Raw genomic sequence first — 747 nt, 5'->3', positions numbered from 1 at the left:
TACGTCATGCGGCGGCCGGGGCTGGTGATGCCGACCGTCGATGCGTCACGCTGGGGGTAGCTCTCGAAGGCCAGCTGGCCGGCGCTGTCATAGCCCTTGACCACGACCTTGCGGCTGCTGGCCTCCTGGGTGGTGTCGAAGGCGCGGGTCATCAGCGGGCGCCAGAAGCCGTCGTAGTAGGCAATGGTGCGGGCATTGCCCTGGCTGATGGTCTGGCGCCAATGGCCGGCGGGGATGCCGTACTCGGCACTGCTGACGCGTTCGAAGGCGAGGGTGGTGGGCGTCCAGCCCCCGGGCGGGGTGATGCTGGCCAGGCGGCCGGCCGAGTCATAGCCGTAGCCGGTGGTGTAGCCGGCCGCGTCCGTCAGGCTGGTGATCAGGCCCAGGTTGTTGACGGCGGCCGATTCGCTGCCGCCATCGGGATAGCTGATGCCCTGCGGCAGGCCGCGCCGGTAGCTGCTGAAGTTGGTGCGACGGCCGGCGCCGTCGGCGCGCCAGGCCAGGGTGCCGTCGCTGTTATAGCCGGAGCTGCCCTGGGAGATGCCGTACTTGAGGACCTCGACCAGCCGGGCCTGGCTGTCATAGCGGTTCTCCAGCGGCGTCAGGCCCGCGGCCTTCAAGGTCTTGAGCTGGCCCAGCACCCACTGGCCGAGCTTGTCCTCGTAGCTCAGCGTCTCGCTGAGGCTGCCGCCCGGGCCGCTGCGCTGCTGGCTGGTGACCCGCTCGAAGCTGTCGAAGGCCGTGGCG

The 747-nt window shown here is 70.0% G+C and carries 1 pseudogene; it reads right to left on the bottom strand.

Features of this window, described 5'->3' with window-relative positions:
• Nucleotides 1–747 (bottom strand): annotated as a pseudogene (locus H5407_RS23530) (RHS repeat domain-containing protein); the annotation flags it as partial.

The sequence above is a fragment of the Mitsuaria sp. WAJ17 genome (genome assembly GCF_014174515.1).
In the GTDB taxonomy this organism is placed as follows: Bacteria; Pseudomonadota; Gammaproteobacteria; order Burkholderiales; family Burkholderiaceae_C; genus Roseateles_B.
This window is presented reverse-complemented; position numbering and strand designations above follow the sequence as displayed.